Source organism: Pseudoalteromonas sp. AWH4_217, assembly GCF_056161105.1.
Map to the genome: position 1 here is coordinate 14,972 of NZ_JBSWYM010000027.1, position 24,942 is coordinate 39,913.

General features: G+C 49.6%; 26 protein-coding genes. 20 read left to right on the top strand and 6 right to left on the bottom strand.

The window, feature by feature from the left end; translation table 11 throughout:
* Positions 1 to 92: 92 nt before the first annotated feature.
* The 4 genes from ACXAH1_RS22340 (at position 93) to ACXAH1_RS22355 (ending at position 4,093) form a co-directional block, all read left to right on the top strand.
* The gene (locus ACXAH1_RS22340) at positions 93 to 1,016 is read left to right on the top strand and encodes an acyltransferase (protein ID WP_475199768.1); all 924 of its coding nucleotides are present in this window, start codon (positions 93 to 95) and stop codon (positions 1,014 to 1,016) included.
* 26 nt (positions 1,017 to 1,042) lie between these two features.
* The gene (locus ACXAH1_RS22345) at positions 1,043 to 1,963 is read left to right on the top strand and encodes an acetyltransferase (protein ID WP_475199770.1); all 921 of its coding nucleotides are present in this window, start codon (positions 1,043 to 1,045) and stop codon (positions 1,961 to 1,963) included.
* Positions 1,960 to 3,165, top strand: a complete 1,206-nt coding sequence (locus ACXAH1_RS22350) for a mechanosensitive ion channel family protein (protein WP_475199771.1) — start codon at positions 1,960 to 1,962, stop codon at positions 3,163 to 3,165. Before ACXAH1_RS22345 ends, ACXAH1_RS22350 begins: the two co-directional genes overlap by 4 nt.
* Positions 3,166 to 3,274: 109 nt before the next feature.
* Complete coding sequence (locus tag ACXAH1_RS22355) at positions 3,275 to 4,093, top strand: substrate-binding periplasmic protein (RefSeq protein WP_475199773.1); 819 nt, start codon at positions 3,275 to 3,277, stop codon at positions 4,091 to 4,093.
* Here ACXAH1_RS22355 and ACXAH1_RS22360 read toward each other — a convergent pair.
* Positions 4,090 to 6,675, bottom strand: a complete 2,586-nt coding sequence (locus ACXAH1_RS22360; protein WP_475199775.1) for a serine hydrolase — start codon at positions 6,673 to 6,675, stop codon at positions 4,090 to 4,092. The genes ACXAH1_RS22355 and ACXAH1_RS22360 overlap by 4 nt on opposite strands.
* A gap of 195 nt (positions 6,676 to 6,870) precedes the next feature.
* Between ACXAH1_RS22360 and ACXAH1_RS22365 the strand changes: the two genes are divergently transcribed.
* A complete protein-coding gene (locus tag ACXAH1_RS22365; protein WP_475199776.1) occupies positions 6,871 to 7,377 on the top strand; it encodes a DUF6653 family protein in 507 nt (168 codons plus the stop codon).
* Here ACXAH1_RS22365 and ACXAH1_RS22370 read toward each other — a convergent pair.
* Together ACXAH1_RS22370 and ACXAH1_RS22375 are read right to left on the bottom strand one after the other, a co-directional pair.
* Positions 7,362 to 7,709, bottom strand: a complete 348-nt coding sequence (locus tag ACXAH1_RS22370) for a rhodanese-like domain-containing protein (protein WP_475199778.1) — start codon at positions 7,707 to 7,709, stop codon at positions 7,362 to 7,364. The two genes, ACXAH1_RS22365 and ACXAH1_RS22370, sit on opposite strands and share 16 nt — an antisense overlap.
* Before the next feature lie 3 nt (positions 7,710 to 7,712).
* Positions 7,713 to 7,901, bottom strand: a complete 189-nt coding sequence (locus ACXAH1_RS22375; protein ID WP_054017626.1) for a YgaP family membrane protein — start codon at positions 7,899 to 7,901, stop codon at positions 7,713 to 7,715.
* Between the two features lie 115 nt (positions 7,902 to 8,016).
* Between ACXAH1_RS22375 and ACXAH1_RS22380 the strand changes: the two genes are divergently transcribed.
* Genes ACXAH1_RS22380 through ACXAH1_RS22390 form a run of 3 tightly spaced genes read left to right on the top strand, consistent with a single transcriptional unit; the run spans position 8,017 to position 12,741 of the window.
* The gene (locus ACXAH1_RS22380; protein ID WP_475199779.1) at positions 8,017 to 8,325 is read left to right on the top strand and encodes an ArsR/SmtB family transcription factor; all 309 of its coding nucleotides are present in this window, start codon (positions 8,017 to 8,019) and stop codon (positions 8,323 to 8,325) included.
* A complete protein-coding gene (locus ACXAH1_RS22385; protein ID WP_475199781.1) occupies positions 8,322 to 11,648 on the top strand; it encodes an efflux RND transporter permease subunit in 3,327 nt (1,108 codons plus the stop codon). The genes ACXAH1_RS22380 and ACXAH1_RS22385 overlap by 4 nt, the downstream gene beginning before the upstream one ends.
* The gene (locus ACXAH1_RS22390) at positions 11,641 to 12,741 is read left to right on the top strand and encodes an efflux RND transporter periplasmic adaptor subunit (protein ID WP_475199783.1); all 1,101 of its coding nucleotides are present in this window, start codon (positions 11,641 to 11,643) and stop codon (positions 12,739 to 12,741) included. The genes ACXAH1_RS22385 and ACXAH1_RS22390 overlap by 8 nt, the downstream gene beginning before the upstream one ends.
* Here ACXAH1_RS22390 and ACXAH1_RS22395 read toward each other — a convergent pair.
* Positions 12,704 to 13,381 carry a nitroreductase family protein gene (locus ACXAH1_RS22395; RefSeq protein WP_475199785.1) on the bottom strand — a complete coding sequence of 226 codons (678 nt, stop codon included), beginning with the start codon at positions 13,379 to 13,381 and terminating at the stop codon, positions 12,704 to 12,706. The two genes, ACXAH1_RS22390 and ACXAH1_RS22395, sit on opposite strands and share 38 nt — an antisense overlap.
* Before the next feature lie 252 nt (positions 13,382 to 13,633).
* Between ACXAH1_RS22395 and ACXAH1_RS22400 the strand changes: the two genes are divergently transcribed.
* The 3 genes from ACXAH1_RS22400 to ACXAH1_RS22410 all read left to right on the top strand — a co-directional run bounded on the left by ACXAH1_RS22400 (position 13,634) and on the right by ACXAH1_RS22410 (position 16,456).
* Positions 13,634 to 14,296 carry a fumarylacetoacetate hydrolase family protein gene (locus ACXAH1_RS22400; protein ID WP_475199788.1) on the top strand — a complete coding sequence of 221 codons (663 nt, stop codon included), beginning with the start codon at positions 13,634 to 13,636 and terminating at the stop codon, positions 14,294 to 14,296.
* Between the two features lie 88 nt (positions 14,297 to 14,384).
* The gene (gene purT, locus ACXAH1_RS22405) at positions 14,385 to 15,572 is read left to right on the top strand and encodes a formate-dependent phosphoribosylglycinamide formyltransferase (RefSeq protein WP_475199789.1); all 1,188 of its coding nucleotides are present in this window, start codon (positions 14,385 to 14,387) and stop codon (positions 15,570 to 15,572) included.
* On the top strand, positions 15,569 to 16,456 hold the full coding sequence (locus tag ACXAH1_RS22410; protein WP_475199792.1) for an aldo/keto reductase: 888 nt from the start codon (positions 15,569 to 15,571) through the stop codon (positions 16,454 to 16,456). Before purT ends, ACXAH1_RS22410 begins: the two co-directional genes overlap by 4 nt.
* Positions 16,457 to 16,474: 18 nt before the next feature.
* Here ACXAH1_RS22410 and ACXAH1_RS22415 read toward each other — a convergent pair whose 3' ends face one another.
* Positions 16,475 to 17,161, bottom strand: a complete 687-nt coding sequence (locus ACXAH1_RS22415; RefSeq protein ID WP_475199794.1) for a TorF family putative porin — start codon at positions 17,159 to 17,161, stop codon at positions 16,475 to 16,477.
* 244 nt (positions 17,162 to 17,405) lie between these two features.
* Positions 17,406 to 18,572 carry a hypothetical protein gene (locus ACXAH1_RS22420; RefSeq protein WP_475199797.1) on the bottom strand — a complete coding sequence of 389 codons (1,167 nt, stop codon included), beginning with the start codon at positions 18,570 to 18,572 and terminating at the stop codon, positions 17,406 to 17,408.
* Between the two features lie 211 nt (positions 18,573 to 18,783).
* Between ACXAH1_RS22420 and ACXAH1_RS22425 the strand changes: the two genes are divergently transcribed.
* From ACXAH1_RS22425 to rplR, 9 genes are all read left to right on the top strand, one after another.
* Positions 18,784 to 20,733 (top strand): AsmA family protein, encoded by a 1,950-nt coding sequence (locus ACXAH1_RS22425; protein ID WP_475199799.1) that lies wholly within the window; start codon positions 18,784 to 18,786, stop codon positions 20,731 to 20,733.
* Between the two features lie 179 nt (positions 20,734 to 20,912).
* Positions 20,913 to 21,746 (top strand): polysaccharide deacetylase family protein, encoded by an 834-nt coding sequence (locus tag ACXAH1_RS22430; RefSeq protein WP_475199801.1) that lies wholly within the window; start codon positions 20,913 to 20,915, stop codon positions 21,744 to 21,746.
* 309 nt (positions 21,747 to 22,055) lie between these two features.
* On the top strand, positions 22,056 to 22,424 hold the full coding sequence (rplN, locus tag ACXAH1_RS22435; protein ID WP_010386947.1) for a 50S ribosomal protein L14: 369 nt from the start codon (positions 22,056 to 22,058) through the stop codon (positions 22,422 to 22,424).
* Positions 22,425 to 22,434: 10 nt separating this feature from the next.
* The gene (gene rplX, locus ACXAH1_RS22440; RefSeq protein WP_054017615.1) at positions 22,435 to 22,749 is read left to right on the top strand and encodes a 50S ribosomal protein L24; all 315 of its coding nucleotides are present in this window, start codon (positions 22,435 to 22,437) and stop codon (positions 22,747 to 22,749) included.
* Positions 22,750 to 22,764: 15 nt separating this feature from the next.
* Entirely contained in the window at positions 22,765 to 23,304 is a 540-nt protein-coding gene (gene rplE, locus ACXAH1_RS22445; protein ID WP_010386945.1) for a 50S ribosomal protein L5, read from the top strand.
* Positions 23,305 to 23,314: 10 nt separating this feature from the next.
* A complete protein-coding gene (rpsN, locus tag ACXAH1_RS22450) occupies positions 23,315 to 23,620 on the top strand; it encodes a 30S ribosomal protein S14 (protein WP_010386944.1) in 306 nt (101 codons plus the stop codon).
* A 20-nt stretch (positions 23,621 to 23,640) separates the two neighbouring features.
* A complete protein-coding gene (rpsH, locus tag ACXAH1_RS22455) occupies positions 23,641 to 24,033 on the top strand; it encodes a 30S ribosomal protein S8 (protein WP_046006906.1) in 393 nt (130 codons plus the stop codon).
* 13 nt (positions 24,034 to 24,046) lie between these two features.
* Positions 24,047 to 24,577 carry a 50S ribosomal protein L6 gene (gene rplF / locus ACXAH1_RS22460; protein ID WP_475199808.1) on the top strand — a complete coding sequence of 177 codons (531 nt, stop codon included), beginning with the start codon at positions 24,047 to 24,049 and terminating at the stop codon, positions 24,575 to 24,577.
* A gap of 9 nt (positions 24,578 to 24,586) precedes the next feature.
* Positions 24,587 to 24,937 carry a 50S ribosomal protein L18 gene (gene rplR / locus ACXAH1_RS22465; protein ID WP_054017614.1) on the top strand — a complete coding sequence of 117 codons (351 nt, stop codon included), beginning with the start codon at positions 24,587 to 24,589 and terminating at the stop codon, positions 24,935 to 24,937.
* Positions 24,938 to 24,942: the final 5 nt, after the last annotated feature.

The following is a 24,942-nucleotide window of genomic DNA, read 5'->3' on the forward strand; positions in this document are numbered from 1 at the left end:
TATGATGTAATAGGGCCAGCTTGTTTGTCTAAATATATGGTCTGAGTGTGCAATCACTCACACCATCGTCAGTCGTAGTAAAGGAACATTGCATGTCGTTAATCCGTCAGGTGCTGGGGTTACTGTTATACGCCATAAATACATTGGTCTGGTTTATTCCTATTTTTTTATTAGGGGTGCTCAAACTCTTACCAATTGCGCCTTTGCAAAAAGTCGCCAGCCGCATTGCAAAAGGGTGTGCCAGTTTGTGGGTTGCAGGTAATAATCTCAACCAATCGGTTGTTTCACCATTTCAACTCAATGTGTCGATGCCTGAGACCGTGAAAGCGAAAGACTGGTATCTGGTTATTGCCAACCATCAAAGCTGGGTAGACATATTGATCTTACAGCGGGTACTGCACCGTAAAATTCCTTTTCTGAACTTTTTTCTGAAAAAAGAACTGCTTTACGTGCCTGTGCTTGGACTTGCCTGGTGGGCGCTTGATTTTCCGTTTATGAAACGGACCAGTAAAAGTCAGCTGAAGAAAAATCCTAAGCTGCGCGGTAAAGACGTTGAAACTACACGTAAGGCATGCGAAAAGTTTAAAACCATGCCGGTGAGTATCGTCAACTTCGTCGAAGGGACGCGTTTCACAGAGCAAAAGCACCAGCGTCAGAATAGCCCTTTTAAGCATCTGCTCAAACCAAAAGCGGGTGGTATCGCATTTGTGATGCAGGCAATGGGAGAGCAGATCAATCAGGTGGTGAATGTGACCATCCATTATCCTGGTGGTATTCCCAGCTTTATGGACTTTGTAGCTGGGCGCGTTGACGAGGTTAGCGTGCAGATTGAGTTGATGCCAGTCAGTCAGGATTTGATTGGCGACTACAGTAATGACAATGAATTCAGGGTGCGCTTTCAAAGCGAGCTAAACCGTCTGTGGGGGCAAAAAGATCAGCAACTCGAGGCGTTGGCAGCGGATCACAGCCGGGCTGTCGTGTCTGCCGATCAGCATGAAAAGTCGCAACAGTCCTGAGTTTTTGTTTAGGTGAAGGAGGTGGTATGTTGAAAAGGTTTTTACCAGCCTGGCTAGCTGGATCGCTGGCTACTATGATACTCCTGGTCAACACCCTGCTGTGGGGCGTTGTCGTATTTGCATTGGGATTGGTAAAGTGTATTTTGCCACTGCGCGGTGTGTCAGACATACTGCACTGGGCATATAAAGGCTGGTGCCGGGGCAATCGTCTGGGCCTTCAGCTTGGTTGTGCTGAGGTCGTGCTGGACTTGCCTGAGCAAATGAGTGAGCAGGCCTGGTATATGTTGGTGGCCAATCATATCAGCTGGTTAGACATTGTGGTGCTTAGCGCACTAGAGCGATTACCGGCACCTAAATTTTTTCTTAAAGATGAACTCAAGTACGTGCCGCTGATCGGCACCGGTGCGTGGGCGCTGGGCATGCCCTTTATGAAGCGTGCAAGCAAGGCGAAAATCGCTAAAAACCCTAAGCTTAAAGGGATGGATGTCGAGCGTACGCGGCACAGTTGTCGTCATTTTCGACAGCACCCTACGACGGTGATTAATTTTGTTGAAGGGACTCGTTTTACCGCACAAAAGCACCAGCGTCAGGGGGGAGAGTTTCACAATTTGCTCAAGCCCAAAGCGGGTGGAGTGGCTTTCGCGCTAGAAGTATTGGCACAGCAACTCGACGGCATGCTTGATGCTACGGTGATTTATCAGAGCCCGGATCAGCATATCTGCCGCAGCTTTATGTGTGGCAAATTGCAGCGCATCGATGTGCGTATCCGACTATTATCAATGGCCAGTGTGCCACTGGGCAACTACCAGACAGACAAGCAATACCGGGTGGCATTTCAGGCTTACCTGAATCAGCTGTGGCTCGACAAAGATGCGCAACTGACTGCTTATTGGGAGCAACAACAGGGGCAGGGCACGGTGTGTGTCGATGAGGTGAAGCAAGCATGAAGGTAACGCACCTCAGTGAAGTGCTGGCTCCCTGGGTCGGCTCAACCTCTTATTCAGGTTTGCTGATACTGGGTACCAATGTACTTGCGCTGGTGATCTTGCTGTTGGTCTTTTGGTTGATCCGCCAGTGGCTACTGCCGCGTATTCAGCACTTTTTAAGTGAGTACTCAACATCTAAAATCGGTTTTCTTGCCCCTTATCTGAGTAAATTCAGCGGCCGTTTCTCGCTGGTGATGTGTACGCTGATGTTTATCGCGTTCAAAGAAGCGCTGTTTATTGCGCCGCTGTGGTTATTTAACGTGCTGGGCGTGGTCTCTCAGGTTTTGCTGGTGATCAGTATAGGCTTCTTGCTGAGCAGTTTGGTTAACATAGTGAACGCGATTTATAACCAGCAGCCATTTGCCAAAAGTGTCCCTATTCAGAGCTTAGTGCAGGTCAGCAAACTGCTGATCTTTATTGTGTGTGCCATTTTAGTGATCAGCCTGGCGATAGATAAGTCGCCAACGTATATCTTGTCCGGGTTTGGTGCCATCGCTGCCGTGACCTTATTGGTGTTTAAAGATACCATTTTGGGGTTAGTGGCCAGTATTCAGATTGCGGCTAACCGCCTGCTGGCAACCGGAGACTGGATCCAGGTTGATGCATTTGGTGCCGACGGTGAGGTGATCGAAGTGGGTCTTAATACCGTGCGCGTGCGCAACTGGGATAACACAGTAACTACGATTCCTACCTATAAAATCATTTCTGACTCATTTAAAAATTGGCGGGCCATGCAGGAGTCCAACGGACGCCGGATAAAGCGAGCTATCTATATTGATTTTGATTCTATCCACTTACTGAGTCCCGATGAGTTGAGCGCGCTGAGCCAAGAGCTGCCTGAGGTGGCAGAGATTGTGCAGCATAGTACTGAGCAGCGCTGGAGTAATGTGTCTTTGTTTCGCCGCTATGCCGAAGCTTATCTGAAAACGCATCCACAAGTGAATCCGGAATGTTTGTGTATGGTGCGAGAGTTGGCCCCCACGCAGTATGGTTTGCCTGTAGAGTTATACTGCTTTAGTCAGGATAAACGCTGGGTACCATATGAACATTTGCAAGCCGACTTGCTTGATCATGTACTGACGGTGATGCCCTATTTTTCGTTGCGACCCTACCAGGTTATTTCGAGTCATCAAAACGAAATAAATCACAAAAAACCAGAGTAAGCCGCGAGACCTTGTGTTATCTTTACGATTAAGATTTTATCTTTTTATGACATATTTGTGACATGGAGACGAGTTAGGTTGCTGAGTTGCCCAAGAGGTAGGTAGTGCAATGAAGTTTTTTTTAGCAATCATGCTGGTATTGAGCTTGTATTCAACAAAACAGGCCTTTGCTGACCATGAGCAAATTCTGGTAGCGGTCGATCACGCACCGCCATACAGCGCATTGGATGAAAAGGGGAATGCAAAAGGCCTGATCCTCGACATCCTCAATTATATTAAGCACCACAGTGACGAAGACATAACCGTCAAGGCCGTGCCCTGTCCTTTTTCCCGTTGTATTCGCATGCTGGCCCAGGGAGAGGTTGATGTAATGGGTGGCCTGGTCAGAACACCCGAGCGTGAGAACCAGATGTCGTTTGTGACACCGCCCTACATGGCGCTGTCTTCCTCCTATGTTTTTTACGGGCATCAGCATGGCCAAGTAAAAGTTGAGCGTTACGAAGACCTGATTGGCAAACGGATCGCAATAATGCGCGGGGCTGCCTTCTTCCCACGTTTTGATAAAGATACACGGCTTGATAAAGTCGAAGTACCATCTGAGCGCGTTGCCATTGATCTGGTGCTCAAAGGGCGGGTCGATCTGGTTATTGCCGTGGAAGACACTGCCGATTTGGCAATGAATGTGCTGTCGCAGCCAGCCCATCAGCTGAGAAAGATGGCTTACCGTCATACTCAGGTGATTTATGGTCATATGGCAATGAGCCGTGAATTTGCACAAAGCCATGTTGGTCGTGAATTTAGTAATCACATGCGTCAGATGGCGGAAAACAAAATCCTGGATAAGCTGGTCGCACCGTATCAGCTACCTGCTATCCCGCCTCAGCTGTTATCAGAAGAGACGGGGCGCATGCACACTAATACATTCTAAGGTGTGGCTCTGGTGTGCGCGGTGAAGCTGTTGCTAAATTGCAGAACCAGTCGCTCTATATTGTCGTAAGCCTGTGCGCTGGCTTCGTTGCCTGAATCCCCATTGGTAAGCAATACAAAACCACTTTGGTGACGTAAATCACCGTAGATCTGAGTGAGCACGCCTGGATCATCGCCACTATGATAAATCTTATCACCATCGATTCCCCAGAAATACCCTCGCTCAACTGTGATACTTGGGACAGGTGTTTGCGGGCTGAGCATCGCGCTAACCGCGTTGGCAGACAGGCTCTGCTGGCCATTGAATTGACCTTGCTGCATCGCAGCTATCAGAAAGTTCCCCAGGTCATGCGCAGTAGAGATCGCGCTTCCTTCACTGTAGGTGATGTTGCCATAAGCAGGTAAAGGGACCAACTGCTGACTAACCGGGTGGTGAATATAGCGTTGTACCACAGCATCGCGAGGCTCTGTTACAGCCCATTCACTGCGTGCCATAGCCAGCGGCGTAAAGACAAAATGCTGGGTTAATTCAGGCAGTGTTTTGCCACTGGCAAGTTCAGTGACATAGCCGGCCAGGGCAGAGCCTATGTTCGTGTAGATAGCGGCTTGATTGTTCGTCAGAGCAAAGCGACTGACAAAGTTTTGCGTGTGGTAGTTGCTGCCTGATTGTGTCAGATAGGCTGAGAAAAACTTCCCAGGGTGGGTATCAACTGGCTCAGCACAAACGGGATTTTGACTGATTCGATTATATAAGCTGCCTCCGTCCTCATGAATATAATAGGTACAACGATATACGTCCTCAAAGTCCATGATACCGCTGGTGTGGGTGATCAGCTGACGTAAGGTAATGGCCTGAGCAAGAGGAGTCGGAAAATCGATAGAGAAATTCAGATAGTGCACAATGGGGATATCGAGGTCCACTTGCTGCTGTTCAACGGCATGCGCTAAGGTGGCCCCTAATAGCGTTTTACTGACAGAACCCAGATAAAAACGGCTGTGTGCATCAACCGCTGTGCCCTGAGTATCCGCCTGACCAAATCCTTTTTTGTAGACTGACTGACCATGATGAATAATATTGACGGCGACCGCCGGTATCTTTCCCTGTTGCTGCAATGCGGTTATCTGACGTTCAAACTCATTGACGGACAAGGATGTTGTGGTGTTTTTGCCGAGCAAATTCAGCGCCAGGTCGTAGCTTTCAAAGCGGCCACTTTCCAGCGCATGCATGGAAAAGGCAGGCACGGAAATATCTGGTTGGATCCCTTTTTGTTCATATAACATGCCCTGAGCATCCCGGTAAACTTCATTGGAAAGTGAAATTTCCCATCCATTGGGTAAGGTGAAAAAGCGCATATCCGACAACGCCCCCGAGGTTTCTTCCCCGATTAACGTGACGTGTGGCAGGTGCATCATGGCCATTGCAAAAACTTCCCCGGCACTGATCGTCAGCTGACTGGTGAGTAAGTAAACAGGTTGGGTATAGGCTTTGGGGTGTGCGTTCAGAGATTGACTGAGTAATACGCCCTGGCCTGCGCGATTGAGTGCTTGCTTGTTAAACGCCAAGCGACTAGATGAGTTGAACCGAGAGGCTATAGCCAGGGCAATGGCATCGTCGCCACCTATGTTGTTGCGAATGTCGAGGATCAGCCCATCGGTATCGGCCAGCTCGGTCATAATGTTATCTATCAGCACTGTGGCAGCGTCGAGATGCTCAGTCTCATCAGCATCCGAGTCACTGCTGTATTGTGACAGATTGTTGATCACCAGTACGCCAACATTGTCCTTGGTTCTGCCCCAGAGTAAGGTTTTTTCCTGCCGCTCTGCAGGAAAACTGCCTATGCTGTCAGCGAGCAGGTATTGTTGGCTGACAGTCAGTGAATCCAGAACCAGCTCAGAGAAGACCTGCTCGTCGCTTAGTTGCATGTCATAGCGCAGATAATAGCTGGCTGTGCCGCGGGCTGCGCGCAAAATAGGCGCGTCTTTCATCACAAAATACGGATGTCCCGGCGTTCTGGCAACCGAGATATGGCCATCGGCAAGGGGGTCAATCATTTGCGTCAGCACTTCAAACAGGGCATCGTCAGACATCTCGTTCTGGATCTGAGGGCGATAGTAGGCGTATTGTGCCTGCCAGTCCATATCGCGCAGGGCAAAGAAGGCATAATAATCGTTAAATGCGTGCCAGAAGTACTCAAAAACCTGTACCGGACTGGCATCCGCACTGACGGATAACGGTGACTGGCAAACCTCGGGGAGTGATGTCTGACTATCATAGATATGCGGGTAGACTTCGCCTGCATAGGTCAGTTGTAGTTGTTCTTTGTTGCGTAACTGTGCCTGGGCTACCTCAAACTCATCACTGAGTGGCAGTGGATGCTGCGCGACTTTGATGCAAGCATAGGTATTAAACTCATAGCGGCTTAGGCTCTGTGCCGAGATATCGAGCGCTTCGCCGTAGGCAGTTTTTTGCCAGACTCCCGGGTGCTTTTGTACTGCGCCACGGTGATCTTTGGTGTCGCCGCAGCCACTGAGCAGCGCAGAGATAAGCAATCCTGTGGTGAGAAGAGAAAAGCCTTTTAACATGATTGTCTCCTTAACTGAATAACCCGAATGCGTTGTTATTGTGTGCTCAGTGTAAGGTCAGGGTAGGAGCTTGTGCTGTTAGCGAGTTGCGCCAAAGGGTCAGAAAATGTACTCGGCCGTTGACACTTTTAAACAGAGGGTAACGCCGACTCTGGCTACACTGGCTGATAAGTAAACTGATCTTGTGAGGTCGATATGATGCAACGAACTGCCGCCAAGTATTTCGCCATGAGCGAAGAAGTATGGGCACGCCATGCCAACCCCTGGAGTGTCTGGAGCCGCTACTCCTGTTTGCCTTTGATGATTGCCTGTTTGTGGTGGCGAGACTGGCTTGGCATTGCTTTTTGGCCTGTACTGGTGGCATTGCTGCTTTGGGTTTGGCTGAATCCCAGATGTTTCAGCAAGCCCAGAGATACGCACAATTGGGCGTCACAAGCCGTTCTGGGTGAACAAATCCTGATCTATCAGCTCGAGCGGGTACCTTTAGTGCATTATCAGGTGATCAAAGTGATTATGGTACTGCTGACACTGAGCACACTGGTGTGTGCCGTAGGTTTGTGGTTTCATGAAGCCATTAGCACCAGTGTTGGGGCCTTAGGTGTGATCCTGAGCAAAACCTGGTTTCTTGATCGCATGGTCTGGCTGTATCAAAGTGTCACTCGCTCAGATGCTGATATCGCCGCCCGTCAGGCGAAGACCTGACATACCTCATCGGCTTTGCAAGTGATCACACTGACATTCTGGTAACCAATGCGCGTGAGCTGTTCGGCAGCAAACACAGCCCGGCTGCCAGCAGCGCAGTGCAGATACAGCGGCCTGCCTGGGTCTTTTTCCAGCGCTGGTAATTGGAATTCCAGCACACCTCGGGGAATATTCAGCGCACCTGGTGCGGCTTTTTCCTGATGTTCCTGAGGTTCGCGTACGTCAATCAGCAGGCCCAGATTGGTCGCTATTTCTGCTTTGGCCTGCTCGGCTGTGATACAGCGCTGGTTAGGCCGAACGGTTTTTAATATGTCCTGCGGGGATGTCAGCATAGGTTAATTCTCCATTCCAAGTTTTTTAAGTAATGTCATCATAGGGCACCAGCCAGTAAAAGCGGATTGGATCAGGTTCAGTGCAATAAACACACTAAACCACACCCAGCGTGGGTCCATAAACCAGGTCAGTAAAAACGACAGGATCAGCATACTGCCGGCGATCAGTCTGATGGTGGCTTCAAGTCTCATATTCTTTACCTCCTGCATTCAAGTATATTGCAAGATTTAATATTAGCAAGATCTAATATTAGTAACTTCTAATGTTTTGCATTATACTGATCTCAGACTCATTGTGGGAGGAAGTATGGATCTACACGCTATGGCCGACAGCGCTGCACAGGCTGAGGCTTTACTTAAAATGCTCGCCAATCGGAATCGCCTGATGATTTTATGCAGTTTGCAAAGTGCAGAGCTCAGTGTGGGTGAGTTAAATGCCCAGGTCCCGCTGGCTCAGTCGGCCTTGTCTCAACACCTGGCTGCAATGAGAAAAGCCGGCGTCGTTGCATCTCGGCGAGAAGGGGCGACAGTCTATTATCGCATTGCGGATGACAAAGTCCTTGCGTTGCTGGCCCAGCTTTACCAGCTGTTTTGTGCGGATAAGGACCTCTCATGAGTACCATGACCAGCTGGACGGAACACATACTGAAGCAAAGTTTGTCTGGCCGCTTGCCCGCCCTGTTATTCTTCTTTGCCATAGTACTGGGTGCACTGGCGCTGCAATTCATGCCACGGGAGGAAGAGCCTCAGATTGTCGTGCCGATGCTTGATATTCATGTGACGGCGCCCAACATTGCAGCACCAGAAGTCGTGCGCCTGGTGACCACGCCGTTGGAGAAGCTATTAATGCAAATCCCCGGGGTCGAGCATGTCTATTCCACGACCAACAGCGACAATACGGTTGTGACATTGCGATTCCATGTCGGAGAAAGCCGAGAGCTGGCCATCCTGAATACCTATACAAAACTCTATGCCAATGAGCATCAGATGGCTGCCGTCGTCAGTGATTGGCAGATCCGGCCGGTTGAGGTGGACGATGTGCCTATTGTGATGTTGGGCTTGTACAGTGAAAAGCCTGAGCAATATGATGATTATGACTTAACCCGTTTTGCGCAGGAAATATCAACGCAGCTACAGCAGCTGCCTGATACCAGCGAAGTCAAAGTGGTTGCAGGACGGCAACGGGTGTTAAACGTATGGCTGGATGCAACCGCTCTGGCGGCGCACCAGAGTACACCTTTGGATGTATTACAGGCCATTCAGAGCAGCAATCAGCTCCAGCAGGTAGGGAAGCGTGTTGCAGGAAATAAGCAGATTGTCCTGGAAGCTGGCGATGTATTACGCACCTCTGATGCCTTACGGGAATTAGTGATCACTGTGGTGAACGGACGCGCTGTTAAACTGAAAGATGTAGCCCGCATTGAGGATGGTCCGGGCGAGCCAGAGCATTATCAGTGGCTTGCGCTCAATCATGAACATCAGTCATTACCTCTTGTCACCATAAGTGTAGCCAAGCAAAAGGGCAGTAATGCGGTAGCTGTAGCAGAACAGGTTCACCGACTGATGCGCCGTTTACAGACCCAGTTGCTGCCGCCTGAGGTAGCGGTCAAGGTACTACGCGACTACGGACAGACAGCGGATGAGAAGGTGAATGACCTGATGGCCAGTCTGGTCTTTGCGGTGCTGACCGTGGTGATCTTTGTCGGCGTTTTTCTCGGCTGGCGACCCGCAATTGTGGTAGGTCTGGCGATCCCAGTGTGTTATGGGATCACCCTGGCACTGGACTGGGCGTTTGGTTATACCATTAATCGGGTGACGCTGTTTGCGTTGATCCTCTCACTGGGCCTGCTGGTGGATGACCCCATTACAGGCATCGACAACATTAGCCGCCTTTTGCTGCCTGGTAAGTCTCGAAAGCAGCAAATAGTGACGGCAATGACGGAGATCCGGACAGCTTTATTGATGTCGACGCTGACCATCATGATGGCATTTCTGCCACTGGCCTATATTACCGGCATGATGGGGCCGTATATGGCACCGATGGCGTTTAACGTGCCCGTGAGTGTCATGATATCAACGGTTGTGGCGTTTTTTATCACACCCTGGCTTGCCAGTCGCTTGCTGACGACGAAGTCATCGGCTGTGCCGAGCCAGGATAATCATTGGTATGCGGCCTTACTTACACCACTGTTACGTTCGCCGCGCAGAGCTAAAGGGATGTTATGGGCAGTACTGGCGTTATTTGTACTGAGTGCCAGTCTGCCAGTGTTTCGGGCTGTGCCCCTTAAGTTATTACCTTACGACAACAAAAACGAAGTGCAGGTACTGATCGATTTACCGGAGGGCAGTAGTCTGGAAGCCACTGCGCGTCTGACACGTGCGCTGCAGCAACGAGTTTGGCAGATCAATGAGGTGAACGCCATTGCTGCCTATGTGGGCCAGCCTTCGAGTATGGATTTCAATGGTATGGTACGCGGGTATTATCGTCGCCATAGTGACAATCTGGCAGAGCTGAGGGTGTTATTGCTAGACAAAAGCGAGCGTGTGCATCAGTCCCATGCTGTGGTGCTGAGGCTGCGCGACGCATTGGCTGAGTTTAATCGTGATGGCACGGTGGTGAAAGTGGTTGAGGTGCCGCCGGGTCCGCCTGTGATGAGTACCCTGACAGCAGAAGTGTATGCTGAACCTTTTGTCTCAGAAGATACGCACCGTGAAGCGGCGCTGCAATTGATGACACGTTTGCGCCAGGAAGCACATGTTGTGGAAGTTGATACATCTTTATCGGCACCCGCCACGCTGCAACGCTTTGTCGCTGACAAGCAAAAAGCTGCAATGTCCGGTGTGAGTAGCATTGAAATTAATCAAACGCTGACACTGATCAGCCAAGGCATGCAGGCAGGACTATTGTATCAGCCGCGTGAGGCGCAACCTGTACCTATCAACTTGCAGCTGGCCTATGCGGACCGTCAACGCTGGTCCGCCTTACTCGCGACCCAAATTCGAGGCTCCGGTGATGTGACCCAGGAGCAACAGGGCTTTGGTCTGAGTCGTGCGGCTCGACCTATGGTGGCTTTGTCAGAAGTAGGAGAGGTTCACACTCTGGCGGTTGAGCCCGCGATTTACCGAAAAGACCTGGTACCAGTGATTTATGTTTTTGCTGAGTTGAACGGCCGTACACCTGCGGAGGTGATTGCCGATGTGGTGGCCGATGAGCAGCAAGCTGGCATGTCCGTAAAGAGTGACACGCAGGCAATCCCCTGGCAGCAAAGAACATTTCTCAGTAATGGCGGTGCACTACCATGGCAGCTGCCAGAGGGGACCAGTTATCGCTTCAGTGGGGAGGGAGAGTGGCGGATCACCGTGCGGGTTTTCCGTGATATGGGGATTGCTTTTGCTTTTGCGCTCGCGGCTATCTTTGTGATCCTTCGTTGGCAGACCGCTTCTAATGCAGTGGCACTGATCATTATGTCAGCCATCCCATTGACCATGATAGGGATTATGCCGGGCTTCTGGGCACTGAATCAATTTGGTGAGCGCACTATTGCAGGTGCGCCGGATCCCGTGCTGTTCACAGCTACCGCTATGATTGGCATGATTGCATTGGCTGGAATCGTGGTCAGAAACTCTCTGATCCTGGTGGAGTTTATCACTCAGGCAAGACAAGCCGGCATGCCATTGCTGGCGGCGCTGGTCCGCGCAGGTAGTGTGCGCATGCGACCGGTATTGCTGACCGCGGGAACGACCTTATTGGGTAATCTGGTGATTATTCTGGATCCGGTATTCAGTGGTCTGGCACTGGCAATTATGTTTGGCATCGTTGCATCGACCTTATTCTCTTTGTTGGTTGTGCCTGTTGTTTATTATTTGGTGTTTAGAACATCGGATGATAAAGCGGCCCCGACCTCGATTTCTGACAGTTTGGAGACCACTCATGTTTAAGATTCGCCTGTTACGCCCGATTGCGGCCATACTGCTATTGTTACTCGCAGTAGCCTGGATGGCCGGACTGTTTAATCGTGCGACACCACCGGGAGAAAAGCCGCTGACACCTGCGCCTCAGCTAACTACCCATGTCATTGAGCAGCGGCTGGTTCACGATGTTGAGGAAATCCCGGGCAGTGTGATCGCAAAACACAATACGGTTGTTGCAAGTCGCGTACTGGCGCAGCTCAAAAGTTTGACCGTACGCTCCGGAGACACAATCCAGGCGGGGCAATTGATAGCCACTCTGGATGATGCCGATCTGCGTGCGCAGTTGCGAGCGGTCAAGGCACAGCAGCAGGCCAACTTGGCACAATTGACGCAGGCGCGAAAACAGTTGGTGCGTGCCCAGGCTTTACAGCGCAACGGCTTGGTTGCACATAATCAGGTCGATGAGTGGCAAACTCAGGTCAATGAGCTGACAGCCAGAGAGTCGGTGCTGCAGCAACAGTACAAAGGCGCAGAAGTGGCATTGAGTTATACTCAGGTCAGGGCACCAATCTCGGGTACGCTGGTGGCGCGGTTGCAAGAACCCGGTGCCATGCTCAACCCCGGGTCACCGTTAGTCTCAATCTATAACCCGGCACAACTGCAGGTTGAAGTGTCGGTCAGGGAGCGCTTGCTCACGGAGCTGACTGTGGGCGCTCGTCACCAAATCAGTATTCCGGCTGCAGAGGCAACTCAGTACGCCACCATTAGTGAGCTGGTGCCTGTAGCTGATAGCGGGGCGAGAAGTTTTACGGTTAAGCTGGATATGCAGTGGATGCAGGGAGTGATCCCGGGAATGTATGCAATGCTGAAACTTCCGGTAGCCCCGCGCTCGGCTGTGTTGATCCCCAAATCTTTAGTCCAGCAGTATGGGCAGCTTAGCAAAGTGGAGGTGTTGTATAACGGGCAGGTTCAGAGCCGGTTTATCCGTCTGGGTAATGAATATGGCGATGAGGTTGAAGTGGTCAGTGGCTTGCTCGCCGGTGAGCACCTGGTAACGGGTTCACCGACGGCATTACCTGTGGCTACAGAAAAGTCGCAATCTCCTCAAGCGGCTTTTTAACCAGAGCATGTTCCGGCACAGTGGCGTCTTCAGCAGGATAACCGGCAATTAACAGCATATATGGACGCTCATTTTCCTTATCCCGTTGGCAGATTTCAGTCAGAAAGCTCATGGGTTTAGGGGTGTGTGTCAGTGTTGCCAGACCCGCATGGTGTAAGGCCTGGATCAGAAAACCGGTGGCAATGCCAACGGACTCATGCACATAGTAGTTGGTATTTTTATCTTCCGTGTGGATACCGCCTTTTTTCTGGCTGAAGATGGCGATTAACCAGGGAGCATGTTCCAGATAAGGTTTGTCTGCATCGGTCCCCAGCGGTTTTAAGGCATCGAGCCACTCTTCACCTGCACGACCCTCATAAAAAGCCTGCTCCTGTTGTTCAGCGGCGGCGCGGATCTGTTTCTTCACGTCCTGGCTGTGGATAGCAACAAAATGCCATGGCTGGTGGTTGGCGCCGCTGGGCGCTGAGCCTGCGGTTTTAATGCAGGCTTCAATAATCTCTTTGGGTACTGGTCGGTCGCTAAAACTGCGGATGGTATGACGGCGCTTGGCTTCATCCAGAAATGCAGTGGCACGATTGAGCATTTCATCCTGCGAATATTCAATAAAGTCGTTGAGGGGCACGTTCGCATGTTGTTTCATGATTTACCTTTATCTTTTTTGTTTATAATTTGTTATATCCTGACTGCGCTTCCCTTGCAACTGACCGACACTCAGTGTGCAGGCACAATGTAAAGCTGGCGATAGTCTGACGGCAATTTTACTTTACCTTTGCTGACTAGAGTAAAAATGCGCCGGTTATTCCTACTGGTTATATTGAACATTCGCAACCAGCACTCTGTCACTGTATTGGGATCTGCTACTATAGCCGCTCAATTCTGAACGGAGGTCACTATGTATAAGCATGTATGGGAATCAGGTGAGTCGATTGCATTGCCAGTTGGCAAAGCGGTGTGTGTGGGTCGTAACTATGTTGCACATGCCGAAGAACTCAATAATCCGGTACCGGATAGCCCTTTACTTTTTATCAAACCCGCGTCGGCGTTCTGCCATTTTCAATCACCACTGAGACTTAATAGCGCACTGGGTGAACACCATTACGAAGCTGAGTTGGTACTCCTGGTAGGCAGTAAGATAGACCACACTACAAGCGCGCCATTAGAGCACGTCAGTGGTATCGCCACGGGGCTGGATCTGACGTTAAGGGATTTACAGTCTGAATTGAAGCAACAGGGACATCCCTGGGAACGTGCGAAAGCGTACGATAACAGCTGTAGCCTTACACCATTCAGACCGGTTGATGGATTGGATGAGAGCAGCGTGTTGCACTATGCATTTTGGCAAAATGGCCAGTTAAAGCAGCGCGGAGACAGCAGCTTGATGATTTTTAACCTGCATACCCTGTTAAAGGCCTGTGCTCAATATTTCACCTTGTTACCAGGTGACATCGTTATGACCGGCACACCCAAAGGAGTAGGGGCTTTACAATCCAAAGATGAGCTGACTTTGAGTCTGCTCGATGGTCCTGCTTATTCTGCGACGGTGGACATTAGCTAAGCGGTTCGTTTATCTGGTTTGCGATGCTGTCAGTGCAAAGTGTGCTACTGTTTGTGCCAATCTGTTGAACGTTATTAAGGATCAAGTCATGAAAGTAAAACCTCTTGGGACACCATTTAGTGCGACGTCATGCAAAGTATTATTGTGTGGTGGTGGCGAGCTGGGTAAAGAAGTGGTGATTGAATTTAAACGACTTGGTGCAGAGGTGGTGGTACTGGATCGCTATGACCATGCGCCAGCGATGCAAGTTGCTGATCGCAGCTACACTCTGTCGATGTTCGATGGTGACAAGCTGGCAGCTGTCATTGAGCAAGAGCGGCCTGACTATATTGTGCCTGAGATTGAAGCCATTGCAACCGATACCTTAGTGGCGCTGGAACAGCAGGGCTATACCGTCGTGCCCTCAGCGAAAGCTACGCAGCTGACTATGAACCGTGAGGGGATCCGCCGGCTGGCTGCGGAAGAGCTGGGTTTGGCAACGTCGCCCTACCGGTTTGTTGATACACAACAGGAATTCATCAGTGCGGTCGCTGAGATAGGCATGCCCTGTGTAATCAAACCTATCATGAGCTCTTCTGGTAAGGGACAAAGTGTGGTGCGCAGTGAGGCTGATCTTGAATCCGCCTGGGAGTATGCGCAACAGGGTGGCCGTGCAGGTCAGGGCAGAGTGATAGTTGAAGGCTTTGTCGACTTCGATTATGAAATTACCCTGCTGACCATTCGCCATATTGATGGCACCAGTTTCTGCGAGCCAATTGGTCATGTACAACAGGATGGTGACTATCAGCAAAGCTGGCAGCCGCAAGCCATGTCTGAGCTGGCCTTATCGCGCGCCAAAGCAATGGCCGAGCAGATCACCGAAGCGCTGGGTGGCCGGGGCTTGTTCGGGGTTGAATTGTTTATCAAAGATGACGAGGTGTATTTCAGTGAAGTGTCGCCGCGTCCTCATGACACCGGCATGGTGACCCTGATCTCTCAGGACCTGAGTGAATTTGCCCTGCATGTGCGGGCCATTCTGGGATTGCCTATTCCTAATATTCAGTGTCACGGACCGTCGGCATCGAGTGTTATACTGGTCGACGGCACGTCACAGCAACTGAGTTTTACTCAGGTCGCCGAGGCCCTTTCTGAAGCCGACACCGATTTACGTATGTTTGGCAAACCTGAAGTGGCAGGCCGGCGCCGTATGGGGGTTGCACTGGCGCGTGATGAAAGCTGTGAACTGGCCACAGAGAAAGCAAAACGAGTAAGTTCAACCATAGGCACGATTTTATGACACACAAGGTAATGGGCGATCTGGTCGCCGGGTTCTGGCGTTTACTGGACTGGGAGCACAGCCCGGCTCAGACTTTAGATTTTGTAAAGCAACTGACAGAGCTGGGTATACGTGACACCGATCACGCCGATATCTATGGCCAGTATGAATGCGAAGCGGCTTTTGGTCGTGCTCTGGCATTAGAGCCATCGGTCCGTGAGCGGATCCGTATCATCACCAAATGCGGCATTCGTCCGGCTCTGGCGAGTAAGGGACTGGCGGGCAAAGCCAATCACTATGACTCAAGTAAAGCCCATATCATTGCCTCAGTGCAGCAGTCTTTACAGCACTTTGGCACAGATCGCATCGATACACTGTTGATCCACCGACCTGATTATCTGATGGATGCAGATGAAGTCGCTGAAGCCTTTAACACACTCAAGCAAAATGGTGATGTACTGCACTTTGGAGTGTCTAATTTCACTCCTTCGCAGCTGAGTCTGCTGCAGTCTCGCCTTGACTTTAAGCTGGTGACTAACCAGGTGGAGTTTTCGCCCTATGAGATGAAGGCACTGGATGACGGTACCTTAGATCAGTGTCAGCAGTTGAGTATTCATCCTATGTTGTGGTCGCCATTGGCCGGGGGACGCCTGTTTGCATCACAAGATAATAAGGCGATGCGTTTGCGTGCTTGTCTCAGTGAAGTGGCTGAAGAAGTAGGTGCCAGTGGCATCGATGCGGTGATTTATGCCTGGTTGTTAATGCACCCAAGTAAGCCGTCCGTGGTATTGGGCACAGGTAACATTGAGCGGGTACGTACGGCCGTGGCGGCACGTACGCTGACTTTATCCCGTGAGCAATGGTATCGTATCTGGCAGGCATCGACCGGCCATAGCGTGCCTTAAGCCTGTGAGGGACTGGACTCAGAGCGTAAAGTCCAGTGCATAACTTACATAAGCCTTGATGTCATCATCGGCATCAAGGTCTGTTTTCACGAATCCCAGTGTAAACCCTCCGGTGCTTAAACTGACGCCATAATCCATATAGCTATCATCCTCACCCGTCCATTCCATGACGGTATCACCACTGGAGCGGCCAATATGCAGACCCAGTTCAGACTCTGTAAATACCGAAAATGCTGCGTTCAGTTCGAGATATAACATGTCTTCTTCTGTGGTGGAATCATCTTGGGCGGTAGTCAGGTGACTCAGTTTGATGGTGATAAATTCCCAGCCCAGAGAGGCATAAAGTTCACCAAAGTCGATATCTCCTGCTGCGTCCGGATAGGCATAGTGAATATAGCCCACGTCATAGCTCACTTGATTGAACTCGCCACTGAATCCCGCATAGAGATCTAACTCGTAGCTGGTGCTGGCCGTATCACCAAAATCTACGTTGGATGCCCAGGCGCCAAGGTAGAATCCCTTGCCGCTGTCGTAATCCAGCCCGCCGGAGACTGCGGCACCATCGTCTGACTGGGTAATGCCGCGCCAGAAATAGTTTGAGCTGGCGGCCACATTGGCGCTGACTGTACCGGCAGATTCTGCGAAAGCCATCGAATGGGTGAGCAGCAGTGAGATTGCACAGATCAATGAGTGTTTTTTATTCATGTAGAGTCCTCTGGAGCACAAAGTTGTTGTCGTGCGTGAGGGTGCAATGGCTAAGCCAGTCTTGAATAAATTATGCTTTTATTATTTTATGTGACTGATTCTTATAGATGTAGTTCTATTTTAGCGTGGTGTATTACAGGTTAAGCTGGGCGTAAGTATGCACGCAGCTGGTGCAGATAGGCTCGATGTTGCACAATAATCAGGCAGCTTGTCTACTGCCTGATTATCTGAGTGAATGCTTCAGTTACCCGAAAATGGTACGCATCAGTGAGATGGTTTCATCGACGCTGCGGCCTTTTTCTACTTCGGCAATAATGGAGTCGCGTTTGGCTCGGATATGTTCCGGAATACTATCATCACTTAAAGCACGGTCAACCAGCGTTTCTGCTGACTCTTTCGTACGACGAGTCGTTTTGGTCCCACCACTGCTTGTTGTCCGCTTAGGCTTATTCAGCAGTTTGTAATAGTTTGAGCTCTGCGGCGTATCTTCGTCTGCATAATAGAACAAGCACGGCAGTAAAGCTTTAATAGCAAGCAGGCGGGCTTCGGAGTCGTCTGCGGCAGTACCCGTTGCAAACCAGGGCATCCTATTGATGGAAACAACCACATCCTGCCAGTAACGTTCGAAATCCCGGTTGGTCAGTTTCGCAATGCCCAACGCCTGACACAGGGCATCCAGCTTACTGTTGACCAGCGGCGTGAACACATCCGGGCGGCGCATTGCCAAAAGGCGAGTAGCCGGTGCCAGAGTCGGCTTTTCATCGCTGTGACCAAATGCCATCAGGTAAGCCAGTACAAACTCCTGGTAATGCTGCTCCGTCACTTCGCCTTCCAGTGGGATATGGGCCAGCGCAGTATCAAACTCGCCGGGCAAGTCGGCCAATAATTGATGGAACCCTTTGGCACTTTTCGTTGACGCAAACCACTCAACATCAAACTGATACACACTGGTATCCAGGCTGGCTGCGTGTTTGCCACTGAATGCCAGGCGATCTTCGCTGATCATGTCCTGTAAGGGGGTCGCACGCAGTGGGGCCAGGTAATCAATCAGTTTTAGCTGCTCGTCCAGTGCCAACTCCGCCTCACGTTGACGAATGAATTCGCAGATCACAGGCCAGGGTGCAATACGCAGAGTTTTTAGCTGCAAAAAGCTGATGGCACTGATCAGCATATCCTGAAGCTTCTTCACGATAGGCAGTTGATGGTCGTCAAGCAGCTCAAAATTAATGCGGTTCTTCGCTACATCCAGCAGTTCATAGCACCACCCCAGAAAGTCTTCAGGATGATTTTCGACCTTTACGGCCATCAGGTTGAGACTGATCTCGGTCGCCTGTTTCAGGATGTTCTGGTAAATCTGACTTTCTTGTTCGCCCAAAGCCATGTTCGACGGTGAAATGAGCAGCTTCTTCATGTCGCAGCGGTTCTCCAACTAGAGGGTTAAATACAGACTATTCAGTTTAGCGAAAGGTCGGTAAAACTGACAAGGGCGTGGATCATACCGAGATCTCTCACAAGTGCAATGCGAGATAGTCCAGATTGAAAAATCTTCCCGGGTGAAGGTGAATTTATCAACCAAATCGCTATCATAGAATGAGTCATTGATGATTTATAAAGGAAGAGATATGAAACGCGTGCTCAAACTGATAGGCGCTCTGGTGTTATTGCTGTTGGTTGCCGTTGTTGTCGCTCCGATGCTAATCCCGACTTCCGCGATTATTGCGCAGTTAGAGCAACAGGTCGAAGCGAATACCGGCCGTAAGCTGGCAATCGCAGGCGACAGCGAGCTCAGCATTTTACCGCGGCTGAATATTACCCTCAACGATGTACGCTTTGACAATATGTCTGGTGGTAGTCAGCCTCATATGCTGACGATGGAGCAGCTGGCAGTCCATATCCCCTGGGTTTCGCTGTTTTCCGGAGAGTTTAAGCTAGAGCAGTTCGTGATCCGCAATCCAAAGATTCTGCTGGAAAAGAATGCCGCGGGACAGGCCAATTGGGTATTGGCGCTGGGCAAGGGCGCCACACCGACACAACCAACAGAGCAAACACCGGCTTCATCAGGCCCGGTAACATTACCAGCAGGGTTTGATATTGCTCTGGGCGAAGTGGCTATTTATGGTGGTGAGCTGATCTACGCTGATGAAACATCCGGCACGCGTCATACGTTGTCTGATTTAGCTCTGACTATTACCTTACCATCTCTTTATCAGGCGCTGGAACTAGATGGCAAGGTCACCTTTCAGGAAGAAATGTTTGCCCTTAACATGACCGTTGACACGCCTGCAAAGGCGATAGAGAGCAAAGACTTCAGCTTTTCACAGATGCTTGAATCGCGTCTGGTTAACATGACCTTTGATGGCCAGATCACTGAGCAGGGTAAGGTGTTCAGTGGGGCACTGACGTTATCCGGTGATTCAGTAAAGGACATTGCGCAGTGGCAAAAGGTTGAACTGAACGCCAAACCCGAGGCCTTTAATCAGTTCGAAATGACCGGAGAAATGCGTTTTGCCAATGATGTATTCGCATTGCAGTCTTTAAAAGCCAAACTGGATAAGCTCGATATTCAGGGGCGTAGTGAGATTAAGCTGGGAGAGCGCCTGGCTGTGACGGCCGATGTTGACCTGGGTATGCTGGATCTGAATCCTTATTTGCCAGAGCCGGTTGAGGCACCCAAGCAGCCAGAGAGTGCACCGGGTGAACCACAACCCATTGTCTGGGACGACAGTGAAATCGATTTGTCGGCACTCAATATGCTCGACGCCAGCGTCGTGATCCGCTCCAGCGGCCTGCGCGCCAGAGAGATTAAGCTAGGTGCTAACCAGTTTTCTGTTGCACTGAATAAGGGAAAAGCAAAGCTGTCTATGGATAAGTTTGTAGCTTATGAAGGTAACGGTAAAGGGGTGATTCATGTTAATGCAGCAACTAAGCCGTATCAAATCACTACCAACTTTGCCCTTAATAATATCAATGCCGAGCCGCTTCTGACCGATGCGATTGGTTTTGACAAGGTGCTGGGTAAGGGTAGCCTGAATTGGGATCTGGAAACCCGGGGCGTCAGCCAGAAACAATTTGTCTCGGCGCTGGCCGGGGAGCTAGCATTTGAGTTTAAAGATGGGGGGGTTAAAGGCGCCAACCTGGCTGAAATGGTGCGCAAAGGCAAAGAGATGCTTAAAGGCAACTTCTCTTCTGTCTCTGAGGGCATCAATGCCGACTTTGACCCAAACCAGAAAACAGACTTCTCGGCACTGACTGGCAGCTTTCAATTTCTCAATGGGGTTGGCCGTAACCGCGACCTGATTTTAGCAAGTCCTTTGATCCGTATTACCGGAGAAGGTGAAGTTGACTTGCCAAAAACCTATTTGAACTATCGAGTGGTTACCGGCATTGTCGATACCATTGAAGGTCAGCAGAGCCAGGACGACAGCACAGGTTTTAAAGTACCAGTCAGAATTAAGGGTCCATTCCACAAGGTGGAAACTAAGCTGGATCTGAGTAGCGCGGCTAAAGACAAAGCCAAAGACGCGGTAAAAGACAAGCTCAAAGACAAGTTGAAAGGCTTTTTTGGCGGCTAGCAGACAACAAATATTCTCATGCCGGGCTTAGTTGCCCGGTATGTTATACAACAAATTCATAGCCTTAATCCCACCATAAGCTTCCTTCAGAAAACCTTCAGTTACGTAATTTACTCGGCTTTGTCAGAATAAAAGTCTGAGTAAAATCTAAACCTGGTCTTTTTCCTGTGGAGGGATGTATGACAAGCATGACACGACTACTGACTCTTTTAGGCTGCACGCTCTGCCTGTCTGTTGCTCAGGCCAATACTCCGGCGGTAACAGACAAGCAGCAAGCTGATGTATTCAGCTATCCTGAGGGAGCGAAATATGCGGTGAGTCTGACATTTGATGATGCCAGAGCAAGTCAACTAGACGTAGGTGTCCCAATTCTTGATAAGTATGGCGTGAAGGCCACCTTTTATGTGATGCCAGATCCTGTACAAGCGCGCCTAGACGATTGGCGTAAAGTTGTGGCTACAGGCCATGAACTCGGCAATCATACCCACTCTCATTTGTGTACAGGCAACTTTGCCTGGTTGAGAGCACAGGATAAAGGGCTGGAGCAGGTTGATCTTGCCTGGCTGGAACAGGACATTCTTAAAACCAACCAGTTTTTGAAAGCCCGACTCAGTGTAGAGCCAAAAAGTTTTGCCTACCCCTGTGGTAATACCTTTGTTGGTCGCGGCGCTCAGGTGAAAAGTTATGTGCCTCTGATTGCCAAACATTTCAGTTCCGGGCGCACCTGGCTTGATGAAACTGCTAACAATCCGACCTACACTGACTTCGCGCAACTGACAGGAATACGCATGGATGGTATGCGCTTTGAGGAGTTGAAAACAATGATCGAAGCACTGCGCGAAGACAACAAATGGATCATCCTGGCAGGCCATGAAGTCGGTGAAAACGGACTTTACAGTGTGGATAGTAAGGTGTTGTCACAATTAATTCATTACCTTCAAGCGCCGGAAAATGGCTATTGGGTCGACACCGTTAATAAAGTGGGGACTTACATAAAAATGCATCGTAATTAACTTCGCCTGAGTGTTTTTTGTGCGCTGAGAGTGGGTTATAATCGATGCTGCTTCATCCCACCTGCATAATTAGTTTCACTGCATGACTTGTGAACGGGTGGTTTGTCCCCATATCCCTGTTTTACAGCAAGTTCGGCACAGCGGTGTAGTCAAATTAATTAAAAATTGAACTATCTTTAGCGCTGCTTTGCTGTTACAATTGCCCGCCCTTGAAACACGACACGTTCGTAATTTGAGTGGAAATTAATCTAAATGCTTAGGTTTTAAACAAAATCTAGGCGAGTTGTAATTACACCGGAGCTCATCAAGATGATCCAAATGCAAACTCAGCTGGACGTTGCTGATAACAGCGGCGCTCGCAAAGTGCAGTGTATTAAAGTCTTAGGTGGTTCGCACCGTCGCTACGCAGCGGTTGGCGACATCATTAAAGTTTCTGTTAAAGAAGCGATTCCTCGCGGTAAAGTGAAGAAAGGTGATGTTAAAAACGCAGTAGTTGTGCGCACCAAAAAAGGCGTTCGTCGTCCAGACGGTTCTTTGATCCGTTTCGACAGTAATGCTGCTGTTATCCTTAACGATAGCCTACAGCCGATCGGAACTCGTATCTTCGGCCCTGTGACTCGTGAACTACGTAACGAAAAGTTCATGAAGATCGTTTCACTAGCACCAGAAGTACTATAAGGAGTCGATCATGGCAGCAAAAATCCGTCGTGATGACGAAGTAATCGTACTAGCCGGTAAAGACAAAGGTAAGCGCGGTAAAGTGCTTTCAGTTGTAACTGATACTGGTCGAGTATTTGTCGAAGGCATCAATATCATCAAAAAGCACCAGAAGCCTGTACCACAACTACAGCAAGCTGGCGGCATTGTTGAGAAAGAAGCGTCTATCGACGTATCTAATGTCGCGATCTTCAATGCCGAAACTGGCAAAGCAGATCGTGTAGGTTTTAGATTTGAAGACGGTAAAAAAGTCCGTTTCTTCAAGTCTACTGGTAAAACTATCTAATAGTTGGAGTAGACGATGGCGAAACTGCATGAAGTGTACAAAGACAAAGTAGTAAAAGAACTTTTTGAAAAGTTCGGTTACAGCTCTGTCATGCAAGTCCCTCAGATCGAAAAGATCACACTAAACATGGGTGTGGGCGAAGCCCTAGCTGACAAGAAAATTCTAGAGAATGCAGTAGCTGACCTAGAAGCTATCTCTGGTCAGAAGCCTCTGGTTACTAAAGCACGCAAATCTGTTGCTGGCTTTAAGATCCGTGAAGGTTACCCAATTGGCTGTAAAGTAACCCTACGCGGCGAGCGTATGTGGGATTTCCTAGAGCGTCTAGTCTCTATCGCGATGCCACGTATTCGTGACTTCCGCGGTGTTAGCGCAAAGTCTTTTGACGGTCGCGGTAACTATTCTATGGGCGTACGTGAGCAAATCATCTTCCCAGAAATTGATTATGATAAAGTCGACCGTGTTCGCGGTATGGACATCACAATCACTACTTCTGCGAAAACAGATGATGAAGGCCGTGCGTTGTTAGAAGCGTTCAACTTCCCATTCAAAAAGTAAGGGTAGGGTTATGGCAAAGAATTCAATGAAAGCACGTGACGTAAAACGTGCTAAATTAGTTGCTCAGTATGCTGAAAAGCGTGCTGCGTTAAAAGCTATCATCAGCGATGTTAACGCATCTGATGATGAGCGTTGGGATGCAGTGTTAAAGCTACAGTCTTTACCACGCGATTCTAGCCCTTCACGTCAACGTAATCGTTGTAACATCACGGGCCGCCCACATGGTTACCTTCGCAAGTTCGGCATGAGCCGTATCAAAGTACGCGAAGCTGCTATGCGCGGTGAAATTCCTGGCCTTAAAAAGGCTAGTTGGTAATAGAATCACGGGAGTAAGACATGAGCTTGCAAGATCCAATTGCGGATTTGTTTACACGCATCCGTAACGGTCAGACTGCGAAGAAGGTATCTGTAACTATGCCAACTTCAAAGCTGAAAGTAGCTATTGCTAAGGTACTAAAAGACGAAGGTTACATCGGTGACTTCGCAGTATCTGGTGACGTTAAAGCAGAATTGACTATCGAACTTAAGTACTTCGAAGGCAAAGCTGTTATCGAAAACATCCAGCGTGTTAGCCGCCCTGGTCTACGTATCTACAAGAAACGTGACGAATTACCTAAGGTAATGGGTGGTCTAGGTATCGCTATCGTATCAACTTCTAAAGGCCTGATGACAGACCGCGCTGCGCGTAACGCTGGTGTTGGTGGTGAAATCATTGGCTTTGTAGCTTAATCGGAGGGGAACTATGTCTCGTATAGCGAAGGCTCCTATTACTGTTCCTGCCGGTGTTGAAGTTACAGTTAACGGCCAGGACATCAAAGTTAAAGGCAAAAACGGTGAATTAACGCGCACTATCAATGCTGCGGTTGAAGTTTCACTTAACGACAACGTTATCACTACAACTCCACGTGAAGTTGCTAACGCTTGGGCTCAAGCGGGTACTGCACGTGCGTTGATCAATAACATGATCATTGGTGCTAACGAAGGTTTTGAGAAGAAACTACAACTAGTAGGTGTTGGTTACCGTGCGGCAGTTAAGGGTAAAGTATTAGACTTAACTCTTGGCTTCTCTCACCCTGTGAACTTCGAGATCCCTGAGGGAATCACTATCGAAGCTCCAAGCCAAACTGAAATTGTTGTTAAGGGCGCAGACAAGCAGCTGGTTGGTCAAACTGCTGCTAACATTCGTTCATACCGTGAGCCAGAGCCTTATAAAGGTAAAGGTGTACGTTATGCTGACGAATACGTGCGTCGTAAAGAGGCTAAGAAGAAGTAAGGTAAGACGATGGATAAGAAAACAGCTCGTCTACGTCGTGCTAAGCGCACTCGTAGAAATATTATCGAACAGGGCACAACTCGCCTTGTTATCCACCGCACGCCACGTCACATTTACGCTCAAGTAATTAACGTTGAGGGTAATGTACTGGCTGCTGCTTCTACTGTTGAAAAAGCAATTGCTGAAACAGTTAAAGGCACAGGCAACATCGAAGCGGCTCAAGCAGTTGGTAAAGCAATCGCTGAGCGCGTAGCTGACAAAGGCGTTGAAAAAATCGCTTTTGATCGCAGTGGCTTTAAATATCACGGCCGTGTGAAGGCGCTTGCTGATGCAGCGCGTGAAGCCGGTCTGCAATTCTAGGAGTA

What these genes read in the sequence shown, in the direction of transcription:
- ACXAH1_RS22340 (WP_475199768.1), top strand. Translation starts at nt 93, where the DNA reads ATGTCGTTAATCCGTCAGGTGCTGGGGTTACTGTTATACGCCATAAAT.
- ACXAH1_RS22345 (WP_475199770.1), top strand. Translation starts at nt 1,043, where the DNA reads ATGTTGAAAAGGTTTTTACCAGCCTGGCTAGCTGGATCGCTGGCTACT.
- ACXAH1_RS22350 (WP_475199771.1), top strand. Translation starts at nt 1,960, where the DNA reads ATGAAGGTAACGCACCTCAGTGAAGTGCTGGCTCCCTGGGTCGGCTCA.
- ACXAH1_RS22355 (WP_475199773.1), top strand. Translation starts at nt 3,275, where the DNA reads ATGAAGTTTTTTTTAGCAATCATGCTGGTATTGAGCTTGTATTCAACA.
- ACXAH1_RS22360 (WP_475199775.1), bottom strand. Translation starts at nt 6,675, where the DNA reads ATGTTAAAAGGCTTTTCTCTTCTCACCACAGGATTGCTTATCTCTGCG.
- ACXAH1_RS22365 (WP_475199776.1), top strand. Translation starts at nt 6,871, where the DNA reads ATGATGCAACGAACTGCCGCCAAGTATTTCGCCATGAGCGAAGAAGTA.
- ACXAH1_RS22370 (WP_475199778.1), bottom strand. Translation starts at nt 7,709, where the DNA reads ATGCTGACATCCCCGCAGGACATATTAAAAACCGTTCGGCCTAACCAG.
- ACXAH1_RS22375 (WP_054017626.1), bottom strand. Translation starts at nt 7,901, where the DNA reads ATGAGACTTGAAGCCACCATCAGACTGATCGCCGGCAGTATGCTGATC.
- ACXAH1_RS22380 (WP_475199779.1), top strand. Translation starts at nt 8,017, where the DNA reads ATGGATCTACACGCTATGGCCGACAGCGCTGCACAGGCTGAGGCTTTA.
- ACXAH1_RS22385 (WP_475199781.1), top strand. Translation starts at nt 8,322, where the DNA reads ATGAGTACCATGACCAGCTGGACGGAACACATACTGAAGCAAAGTTTG.
- ACXAH1_RS22390 (WP_475199783.1), top strand. Translation starts at nt 11,641, where the DNA reads ATGTTTAAGATTCGCCTGTTACGCCCGATTGCGGCCATACTGCTATTG.
- ACXAH1_RS22395 (WP_475199785.1), bottom strand. Translation starts at nt 13,381, where the DNA reads ATGAAACAACATGCGAACGTGCCCCTCAACGACTTTATTGAATATTCG.
- ACXAH1_RS22400 (WP_475199788.1), top strand. Translation starts at nt 13,634, where the DNA reads ATGTATAAGCATGTATGGGAATCAGGTGAGTCGATTGCATTGCCAGTT.
- purT (WP_475199789.1), top strand. Translation starts at nt 14,385, where the DNA reads ATGAAAGTAAAACCTCTTGGGACACCATTTAGTGCGACGTCATGCAAA.
- ACXAH1_RS22410 (WP_475199792.1), top strand. Translation starts at nt 15,569, where the DNA reads ATGACACACAAGGTAATGGGCGATCTGGTCGCCGGGTTCTGGCGTTTA.
- ACXAH1_RS22415 (WP_475199794.1), bottom strand. Translation starts at nt 17,161, where the DNA reads ATGAATAAAAAACACTCATTGATCTGTGCAATCTCACTGCTGCTCACC.
- ACXAH1_RS22420 (WP_475199797.1), bottom strand. Translation starts at nt 18,572, where the DNA reads ATGAAGAAGCTGCTCATTTCACCGTCGAACATGGCTTTGGGCGAACAA.
- ACXAH1_RS22425 (WP_475199799.1), top strand. Translation starts at nt 18,784, where the DNA reads ATGAAACGCGTGCTCAAACTGATAGGCGCTCTGGTGTTATTGCTGTTG.
- ACXAH1_RS22430 (WP_475199801.1), top strand. Translation starts at nt 20,913, where the DNA reads ATGACAAGCATGACACGACTACTGACTCTTTTAGGCTGCACGCTCTGC.
- rplN (WP_010386947.1), top strand. Translation starts at nt 22,056, where the DNA reads ATGATCCAAATGCAAACTCAGCTGGACGTTGCTGATAACAGCGGCGCT.
- rplX (WP_054017615.1), top strand. Translation starts at nt 22,435, where the DNA reads ATGGCAGCAAAAATCCGTCGTGATGACGAAGTAATCGTACTAGCCGGT.
- rplE (WP_010386945.1), top strand. Translation starts at nt 22,765, where the DNA reads ATGGCGAAACTGCATGAAGTGTACAAAGACAAAGTAGTAAAAGAACTT.
- rpsN (WP_010386944.1), top strand. Translation starts at nt 23,315, where the DNA reads ATGGCAAAGAATTCAATGAAAGCACGTGACGTAAAACGTGCTAAATTA.
- rpsH (WP_046006906.1), top strand. Translation starts at nt 23,641, where the DNA reads ATGAGCTTGCAAGATCCAATTGCGGATTTGTTTACACGCATCCGTAAC.
- rplF (WP_475199808.1), top strand. Translation starts at nt 24,047, where the DNA reads ATGTCTCGTATAGCGAAGGCTCCTATTACTGTTCCTGCCGGTGTTGAA.
- rplR (WP_054017614.1), top strand. Translation starts at nt 24,587, where the DNA reads ATGGATAAGAAAACAGCTCGTCTACGTCGTGCTAAGCGCACTCGTAGA.